The following is a 9,898-nucleotide window of genomic DNA, read 5'->3' on the forward strand; positions in this document are numbered from 1 at the left end:
CGTTTTCCTGATCGCCTGATGAGTCCGGATGCCCATGAATACCGAGTATCGCAAACCCCTGCCTGGCACGGCGTCACCGGGTACCCCGGTCGACTACTTCGATGCGCGTGCCGCCGTGGAAGACATCGCCCCCGGCGCCTACGCCGGTCTGCCCTATACCTCACGCGTACTGGCCGAGAACCTGGTGCGCCGCTGCCCGCCGGATCAGCTGCGTGACAGCCTCGTGCAATTGATCGAGCGTCGGCGTGATCTCGATTTCCCGTGGTACCCCGCGCGCGTCGTGTGTCATGACATCCTCGGTCAGACCGCGCTGGTGGATCTGGCCGGCCTGCGTGATGCCATCGCCGAGCGCGGCGGAGACCCGGCCAAGGTCAATCCGGTGGTGCCGACCCAGTTGATCGTCGACCACTCGCTGGCGGTGGAGCACGCCGGCTTCGACAAGGACGCCTTCGCCAAGAACCGCGCCATCGAGGAGCGTCGCAACGAGGACCGCTTCCACTTCATCGACTGGACCCGTCAGGCCTTCGAGAACATCGACGTGATCCCGCCGGGCAACGGCATCATGCACCAGATCAATCTGGAGCGGATGTCGCCGGTGATCGAGTCGCGCGCCGATGAAAAGGGCCATCAGATCGCCTTCCCGGATACCCTGGTGGGCACCGACAGCCACACGCCACATGTCGATGCGCTGGGCGTGATCGCCGTCGGCGTCGGTGGGCTGGAGGCCGAGAGCGTGATGCTGGGGCGAGCCTCCTACATGCGCCTGCCCGACATCATCGGCGTGCGCCTCACCGGGCGCCCGCAGCCGGGCATCACCGCCACCGATATCGTGCTGGCGTTGACCGAATTCCTGCGCGCCGAGAAGGTCGTCTCCTCCTATCTGGAATTCTTCGGCGAAGGCGCGGCCAGCCTGACGCTGGGTGATCGCGCCACCATCTCCAACATGACGCCGGAGTACGGCGCCACGGCGGCGATGTTCTACATCGACCAGCAGACGCTGGATTACCTGACCCTGACCGGCCGCGAGCCGGAGAACATCGCGCTGGTCGAGCGTTACGCACGCGAGACTGGCCTGTGGGCAGATGAGACCGGCCATATCGAGGGCGCGGTGGAATATGAGCGCGAGCTGACCTTCGATCTGTCCTCGGTGGTGCGCACCCTGGCGGGGCCCTCCAATCCGCACAGTCGCGTGCCGACCAGCGAGCTGGCCGCGCGCGGCATCTCCGGCGTGGTCGAGCATGAACAGGACGAGGACGGGCGTGATCTGATGCCGGATGGCGCGGTGATCATCGCCGCCATCACCAGCTGCACCAACACCTCGAATCCGCGCAACGTCATCGCCGCAGGGTTGCTGGCTCGGCGCGCCAATGCGCTGGGACTGACGCGCAAGCCGTGGGTCAAGACCTCGCTGGCGCCGGGCTCCAAGGCGGTGCAGCTGTATCTGGAAGAAGCGGAACTGCTGCCGGAACTCGAGCAGCTCGGCTTCGGCATCGTCGGCTTCGCCTGCACCACCTGCAACGGCATGAGCGGTGCCCTGGACCCGGCGATCCAGCAGGAAATCATCGAGCGCGATCTCTATTCCACCGCAGTGCTGTCCGGCAATCGCAACTTTGATGGCCGTATCCATCCCTACGCCAAGCAAGCTTTCCTGGCCTCGCCGCCGCTGGTGGTCGCCTACGCCATCGCCGGCACCATCCGCTTCGATATCGAGAAGGACGTGCTGGGACATGCGCCGGACGGCTCGCCGATCATGCTCAAGGACCTGTGGCCGAGCGACGAGGAGATCGACGCCATCGTCGGCTCCAGCGTCAAGCCGGACCACTTCCGTCAGGTCTACATCCCGATGTTCGAGGCCAGAGACGACCGCGATGCCTCCACCAGTCCCCTGTATGACTGGCGCGAGATGAGCACCTACATCCGTCGTCCGCCGTACTGGGAAGGCGGCCTGGCCAGCGCGCCGACGCTCACCGGCATGCGGGCACTGGCGGTGCTGGGGGACAACATCACCACCGATCACCTGTCGCCCTCCAATGCCATCATGGCCAGCAGTGCGGCGGGCGAGTATCTGGCCGCGATGGGCCTGCCGGAAGAGGACTTTAATTCCTACGCCACTCACCGTGGGGACCACCTCACCGCGCAGCGGGCCACCTTTGCCAATCCCAAGCTGATCAACGAGATGGCTGTGGTGGAAGGGGCGGACGGCAAGCGCGAGGTCAAGCAGGGCTCGCTCACGCGTCTGGAGCCGGAAGGCAAGGTAGTGCGCATGTGGGAGGCCATCGAGACCTACATGCAGCGCAAGCAACCGCTGATCATCATCGCGGGTGCGGATTACGGCCAGGGATCTTCACGTGACTGGGCGGCCAAGGGCGTGCGGCTGGCGGGGGTCGAGGCCATCGTCGCGGAAGGCTTCGAGCGTATCCACCGCACCAATCTGGTCGGCATGGGCGTGATGCCGTTGCAGTTCGCCGCCGGTACCACGCGCAAGACGCTGGCGCTGGATGGCAGCGAGATCTACGCCGTCGAGGGCGAACCGGCTCCGGGGGCAGCGCTCACGCTGGTGATCGAGCGCACCGCCGGCGACAAGGCAGGCCTGGTCGAACGCGTGCCGGTCACCTGTCGCCTCGATACCCGTGAGGAGGTCTCCATCTACTCCGCGGGCGGTGTGCTGCAGCGCTTCGCTGAAGACTTCCTCAGCTCACAGGCACCGGGCGAGACGGCGGCGGAGGTATCGGCATGAGCCAGCAGGCACAGCTCAGGATTCCCGCCACCTATCTGCGTGGCGGCACCAGCAAGGGCGTGTTCTTCCTGCGCGATGAACTGCCGGAAGCGGCGCAGGTGCCGGGCCCGATGCGTGACGCCCTGTTGCTGCGCGTGATCGGCAGCCCCGACCCCTACGCCAAGCAGATCGACGGCATGGGGGGCGCGACCTCCAGCACCAGCAAGACGGTGATCATCAGTCGCAGCGAACAGCCGGATCATGACGTCGACTACCTGTTCGGCCAGGTCTCCATTGACTCGCCCTTCGTCGACTGGAGCGGCAACTGCGGCAACCTCTCGGCGGCGGTCGGGCCCTTCGCCATCGAGAAGGGCCTGGTGCCGGCCGAGCGCCTGCCGCGTGACGGCATCGCCGAGGTGCGCATCTGGCAGGCCAACATCGCCAAGACCATCATCGCGCGCGTGCCGATGTGCGAAGGGCGCGTCCAGGAAACCGGCGACTTCGCCCTGGATGGCGTGACCTTCCCGGCCGCCGAAGTGGCGGTCGCCTTCCGCGATCCCGCCGCGGGTGAGGGCAGCATGTTCCCCACCGGCAATGTGGTCGATACGCTGGAAGTGCCGGAATCGGTGGTCGCGGGCGGGCGAATCCAGGCGACCCTGATCAATGCCGGCATCCCGACCATCTTCGTTGATGCCCGTGATCTCGGCTATCAGGGCACCGAGCTGCAGGAGGCGATCAACGCGGATGGCGAGGCGCTTGCGCGCCTCGAGACATTGCGCGCCCACGGCGCACTGCGCATGGGGCTGATCCAGGAGTTGGGCGAAGCCGCCAGACGTCAACACACCCCCAAGGTCGCCTTCGTGGCGCCGCCGATGGATCACGTCGTCTCCAGTGGTCGCGAGATCAAGGCCGACGAGATCGACGTCCTGATTCGCGCCGTGTCGATGGGCAAGCTGCATCACGCCATGATGGGCACCGCGGCCGTCGCCATCGCCGCGGCGGCCGCGGTTCCCGACACGCTGGTCAATCTTGCCGCCGCTGGCGGGGCCGATGCTGAGTCTGGAGCTGGGCAGACTGGCACCGCGCGTGACTCGGTGTGCTTCGGGCATCCCTCCGGCACGCTCAGGGTCGGCGCGAGTGCCCATCGTCAGTCACCCTCGGGTCAGGTCGGTGACGGCCAGCAAGGCGAGGGCGAATGGACCGTCAGTGAGGCCGTGATGAGTCGCAGCGCGCGTATCCTGATGGAAGGCTGGGTGCGGGTGCCGGCGGAGACCTTGATGCGCTAGCGCCGGCATTGGCAGGCGATGGTCTACTGTCAATATATCTCTCTTGATATCCCTCCTGCGGCATCCCGATGAAAGCCGGCCTGGCATGCAAGTGCAGAGGGCCGGCTTTCGCGTTTCCGTGGTGCGGACTCGGGTATTTCGAGGGATGTGCCGGTATCGCGGGAGATGTATGCGAGCAAAGACGATCCACGACAGGAGGTCATGTATGAGCACGCCATCCTCTGATCAGACGGGCGACAGCCGTCTCAGCGCCACTCAAGCCAGTAAAAGTCAGGCCAGTACCAACCAGGCCAGCACCAATCAAGCCAGTACCAATCAGGCCAGCGCCAATCAGGCCAGCGCCAATCAGCGCCCGGACTATGACCCGGAGCTGCAACAGATCGCCGACTATGTGCTGGGGTATTGCGACGATCCTCGTATCGCGGATGCGGATACGGATGTGGATGTGGATGGCCTGGCCGGCAAGCGCGAGCGCTCAGGTCCCTCGGCAGAGGCGATGGACACCGCTCGGGTGTGTCTGATGGATACCCTCGGCTGCGGCATCCTGGCGCTGCGCTTTCCGGAATGCACCAAGCATCTCGGCCCGCTGGTGGCCGAGACCGTGGTGCCGCATGGTGCGCGGGTGCCTGGCACTGCCTTCAGTCTTGATCCCGTCAAGGCGGCGTGGGATATCGGCTGCACCATCCGCTGGCTGGATTACAACGACACCTGGCTGGCGGCGGAGTGGGGGCATCCCTCGGACAATCTTGGCGGCATTCTGGCGGTGGCGGATCACCTCTCGCGCCAGCGTGTCGCGCAGGGCAAGCCACCCTTGGTGATGCGTGATGTGCTGGAGAGCATGGTGATGGCGCATGAGATCCAGGGCGTGCTGGCGCTGGACAACAGCTTCAACCGTGTCGGGCTTGACCATGTCATGCTGGTCAAGGTGGCGACCACCGCCGTGACGGCGCGCTTGATGGGAGCGAATCGCGAGCAGTTGCTGTCGGCGCTGTCGCACGCCTTTGTCGATGGCCAGAGTCTGCGCACCTATCGTCATGCGCCCAATGCGGGCTCGCGCAAGAGCTGGGCGGCGGGAGACGCCACCTCACGCGGCGTGCGGCTGGCGGACATTGCCCTGCGTAGTGAGATGGGCATCCCCGGCGCTCTCAGTGCGCCGCAGTGGGGCTTCAATGATGTCTCCTTCAGTCACAACAACAGCGATCTCGCCCTCAAGCCTGAAGACGAACGGCGCCTGACGCTGGCGCGCCCTCTGGGCAGCCATGTGATGGAGAACGTGCTCTTCAAGGTCTCCTTCCCGGCCGAATTCCATGCCCAGACCGCCGCCGAGGCCGCCATCCAGCTCCACCCCGAGGTGCGCGACCGGCTCGAGGAGATCGAGCGCATCGAGATCACCACCCACGAATCGGCGATCCGCATCATCTCCAAGCAGGGCGCGCTCGCCAATGCGGCTGACCGCGATCATTGCCTGCAATACATGGTCGCGGTGCCGCTGATCTTCGGGGAGTTGAACGCGGATCACTATGAAGATGGCTTCCATGCCGCTCACCCGGAGATCGACCGGCTGCGTGACAGGATGGTCGTCAAGGAAGAGGCGCGCTTCACCCGCGAGTATCTGGAGGCCGACAAGCGCTCGATCGCCAATGCCCTGCGGGTGGTCTTTTGCGATGGCAGTGCCACCGAGCAGGTGACGGTGGAATACCCGCTGGGACATCGCCGACGGCGTGAAGAGTCGCTCGCCCCACTCGAGGACAAGTGTCGGGCCAATCTGGCCACCTGCTTCCCGCCCTCGCGGTGTGAGACCTTGATGGCGTTGCTGGGCGATCGCGAGCGACTCGAAGCACTGCCCGTGCACGAGTTCATGGCGCATTGGGTGCCGTGAGGCTGCCAGCCGCATGATGTCCCGTTGGCAATCAGTCATCCAATTGACTGGTGCCGTCATCCGGTATGGGTAAACTGGAAGCGGATTGCACAGAACGATCGACAGGGGCGCTTGCAAAGACTCGCCGAAGAGCGGGACAACGCCTGCCGAGTCTTCATTGCAAAGGCATCATCACAAGGGACTCATCATGAAAACATTTCTGCTGCTGGGCGGAATCGCGCTGATCGTCATCTACGTGATCTCGATCTACAACAAGCTGGTCAGCCTGAAGGCGCGCTTCGAGAATGCCTTCGCGCAGATAGAGGTTCAGCTCAAGCGGCGCTACGACCTGATTCCCAATCTGGTCGAGACGGCCAAGGGCTATCTGAGTCATGAGCGTGGCACCCTGGAAGAAGTGATCAATGCTCGCAACAAGGCGATGGCGGCCTTGAATGCCGCAGCGGCGCACCCCGGCAGCATGGACAAGCTGGCCAGTCTGGCCGGCGCCGAGCAGGGGCTGGCGGCGAGTCTGGGCAAGCTGGATGTGGTGGTCGAGGCCTATCCGGAGCTCAAGGCGGACCAGACCATGAGCGACCTGATGGAAGAGCTGACCGCCACCGAGAACCGCGTCGCCTTCGCGCGTCAGGCCTACAACGATGCCGTCACCGATTACAACGTCTATCGCCAGAGCTTCCCGCAGGTGATGTTCGCACCGACCTTCGGTCATCGCAGTGATGCAGGCCTGTTGGCCTTCGATGACAGCGTGAAGATTCGTCAGGCCCCCGATGTCAGCTTCTCATGAGCCGACCGACGGATGCTTCTCTCGCAGCGGTCTTGAGCTGTGATCCTGACAGGATAGATGGCGAGCGCGAATGAATTTCTATCACGAGCAGGACAGTGCGCGTCGTCGAACGCGGCTATTGCTGATGGCCTTCACGGCCATGTCGCTGGTGGTGTCTCTTGCCGCCGGCGCCGTAGTGCATGTCGCGATCAGCAGTTTCCTGGGGCGCCCGGCCACCACGACGTTTGAATATGTCTGGCCGGTGGCGAGCATCATCTTCCTGTGCAATGCACTGGTCGCGGCGCGTGAGCTGCGGCGTCTGCAGCAGGGCGGTGCGATGGTGGCGGCACGCCTGGGTGGCAAGCTGGTGGATGTCGAGACGCAGGACTCGAGCGAGCGACGGGCACTGAATGTGGTGGAAGAGATGGCGATTGCCGCCAACCTGCCCACGCCGCAGCTGTTCCTGCTTCCGCATGAGGCGATGATCAATGCCTTCGCGGCGGGCTATCGGCCACAGGATGCGGTGATCGCGCTGAGTCGCGGGGCGTTGGAGCAGCTGGATCGCAACGAGCTGCAGGGCGTGGTCGCTCACGAGTTCGCCCATATCGCCAATGGCGATATCCGCCTCAACCTGCGTCTGGCGAGTGCAGTCCACGGCCTGGTGTTTCTCTCCGAGGCGGGGCGCTTCCTGATGGGGGCAGGGCGCATCGGCTTCGTGTTGGGCAGGGCGCGCTCCTCCGGTTCCGACAGGAAAGGCGGCATGCCACAGCTGATGCTGGTGGGTGTGGCGCTGTGGTTGCTCGGCAGTCTCGGCGGGCTGGGAGGGCGACTATTGCAGCGCGGGGTCGCGCGCTCACGCGAATATCTCGCCGATGCCAGTGCGGTGCGCCTGACCCGCTTCCCGGATGGCATCGCCTCGGCCCTCAAGCGTATCGGTGGCATGGGTTGGCAGGGGCGTATCCAGCATCCGCGCGCCATGACCTACAACCATCTCTTCTTCGTCGAAGCGCGCCCGCCATGGCTGACAGGCTGGTTCGACTCGCATCCTCCGCTGGATGAACGCATCAAGCGCTTGGAACCTCGCTGGGACCGGCAGTATCTGAGTGCGCGCCAGCAGCCGGTGCATACCTTCGAGCAGCAGGGCCCCATCGGGGCAGACGTGCTTGGCGGGGTCATGGCGGGTATCGCCGGCGCGGCGGTCATGGGGGAGCTCTCGCGCTCACGAGGAGAACTCGAGAGCCTGACGCTGTCGAGGTTTCTCTGCCCGCAGCTGGTGGTGGCGATGATCGCGCCCTCGGAGCTGACCACACGCGGTGTCTGGCTCACCGAGCTTGAGCGTCAGCATGACTGGCTGGATGGCAAGCGCGTGCGTGAGGCGCGGCGCAGGCTCGAGTCCTTGCCGCGGGTCGAGTGGATCCCCCTGCTCAACCGGTTGATACCGCGCTGGCGGGAAGCGGATGAGCGCGCGCATCGCATGCTCAAGGCGCAGACACCTCCGCAGGACATGTTCGTCTGGTGTCTGTGGCAACTGCTGCTGGAATCACTGGACCCGCGGATCGATCGCAAGAGCGACTCGCTGGCCCTGCAGCAATCCCAGCCGGCCTGTCAGCACTGGCTCGTGCTGATGGTTGGACTCATCGACGATGAAGCACTGCGCAAGGACATCTTCCTGGACGCCAGTGCGGAACTTGGTCTGGCGCTGGAGTATCCGCAGTCGCAGACGGGGGGGGATAACCCTGCGCTGCGCTGCCGTCATCTCACGCATCTGGCGCACCTGCGTCCCATGGACAAGCAACGCTGGTTCGCGGCGCTTGCTCAGGTAGTGCATGCCGATCAGACACTGGCCGATGAAGAGGTGGCCTTGCTGACACTCTTGGCGCGCGTCATGCAGCTGCCGGAAGCACGCCTGGAAGCCGCTCTCGAGATGCAGTCGCAATCTCGTGGCGGATGGCGGGCGCAGCCGGTATCCCGGCCGGCGGAAGGATGACGCCTTGAGTGGCCACGTCCGTGACAGCGTGATGACAATCTCTTGAAAAAGCCCTTGTGCTCAGCCCGGATCGTGCGTAAAGTACGCATCCGCTGCCGGGGACGCATGGCGTTACCAGCGGTAAAAGAGGTTTGCAGATGATTGTTTTGTTTGATGTTTTTGAAGTCCGCTTCCAAATCATCGATTGACAATCCCGGGCGATTCGCTAGAATACGCCGCACTCCTTACGGAACAGGTGGTCGGGCAACGCTCCTCACCGCTGGATGATGCTTAGAGGCAGTCGATTGACTCATCATCAAGTGCTTGACTTTTCAAGCGTTCCGGATAGAATATGCCTCCTCGCTTAACAGCGACGCTCTTTAAAAATTTGATCAGGTAATTCGTGTGAGCGCTTGCCGATGAGTGGTGACAAGGTCACCAAATATCGGAGCAAGCCTCTCACGAGAAGTTTGACTCTGAACCAAGTTTGGTCTGCTTAACAGACTATCAAGCTTTCAACTGAAGAGTTTGATCATGGCTCAGATTGAACGCTGGCGGCAGGCTTAACACATGCAAGTCGAGCGGAAACGATTCTAGCTTGCTAGAAGGCGTCGAGCGGCGGACGGGTGAGTAATGCATGGGAATCTGCCCGATAGTGGGGGACAACCTGGGGAAACTCAGGCTAATACCGCATACGTCCTACGGGAGAAAGCAGGGGATCTTCGGACCTTGCGCTATCGGATGAGCCCATGTCGGATTAGCTTGTTGGTGAGGTAACGGCTCACCAAGGCGACGATCCGTAGCTGGTCTGAGAGGATGATCAGCCACACTGGGACTGAGACACGGCCCAGACTCCTACGGGAGGCAGCAGTGGGGAATATTGGACAATGGGCGAAAGCCTGATCCAGCCATGCCGCGTGTGTGAAGAAGGCCTTCGGGTTGTAAAGCACTTTCAGCGAGGAAGAACGCTTCGGGATTAATACTCCCGAGGAAAGACATCACTCGCAGAAGAAGCACCGGCTAACTCCGTGCCAGCAGCCGCGGTAATACGGAGGGTGCAAGCGTTAATCGGAATTACTGGGCGTAAAGCGCGCGTAGGTGGCTAAGTCAGCCAGGTGTGAAAGCCCCGGGCTCAACCTGGGAACGGCATCTGGAACTGCTTGGCTAGAGTGCAGGAGAGGAAGGTAGAATTCCCGGTGTAGCGGTGAAATGCGTAGAGATCGGGAGGAATACCAGTGGCGAAGGCGGCCTTCTGGACTGACACTGACACTGAGGTGCGAAAGCGTGGGTA

General features: G+C 63.5%; 5 protein-coding genes and 1 rRNA gene. All 6 read left to right on the forward strand.

Annotated features, from left to right (window positions below; genetic code table 11):
- Positions 1–34 precede the first annotated feature (34 nt).
- A complete protein-coding gene (gene acnD, locus HXS66_RS05845; protein WP_176503087.1) occupies positions 35–2,737 on the forward strand; it encodes a Fe/S-dependent 2-methylisocitrate dehydratase AcnD in 2,703 nt (900 codons plus the stop codon).
- Positions 2,734–4,002 carry a 2-methylaconitate cis-trans isomerase PrpF gene (gene prpF, locus HXS66_RS05850; protein WP_176503060.1) on the forward strand — a complete coding sequence of 423 codons (1,269 nt, stop codon included), beginning with the start codon at positions 2,734–2,736 and terminating at the stop codon, positions 4,000–4,002. Before acnD ends, prpF begins: the two co-directional genes overlap by 4 nt.
- 205 nt (positions 4,003–4,207) lie before the next feature.
- Positions 4,208–5,881, forward strand: a complete 1,674-nt coding sequence (locus tag HXS66_RS05855; protein WP_176503061.1) for a bifunctional 2-methylcitrate dehydratase/aconitate hydratase — start codon at positions 4,208–4,210, stop codon at positions 5,879–5,881.
- A gap of 187 nt (positions 5,882–6,068) precedes the next feature.
- On the forward strand, positions 6,069–6,662 hold the full coding sequence (locus tag HXS66_RS05860) for a LemA family protein (RefSeq protein WP_077379321.1): 594 nt from the start codon (positions 6,069–6,071) through the stop codon (positions 6,660–6,662).
- Between the two features lie 70 nt (positions 6,663–6,732).
- Positions 6,733–8,628 carry a M48 family metallopeptidase gene (locus HXS66_RS05865; RefSeq protein ID WP_176503062.1) on the forward strand — a complete coding sequence of 632 codons (1,896 nt, stop codon included), beginning with the start codon at positions 6,733–6,735 and terminating at the stop codon, positions 8,626–8,628.
- Positions 8,629–9,123: 495 nt separating this feature from the next.
- Positions 9,124–9,898 (forward strand): 16S ribosomal RNA (locus HXS66_RS05870); the annotation flags it as partial.

This window comes from Cobetia sp. 5-11-6-3, from assembly GCF_013374055.1.
In the GTDB taxonomy this organism is placed as follows: domain Bacteria; phylum Pseudomonadota; class Gammaproteobacteria; order Pseudomonadales; family Halomonadaceae; genus Cobetia; species Cobetia marina.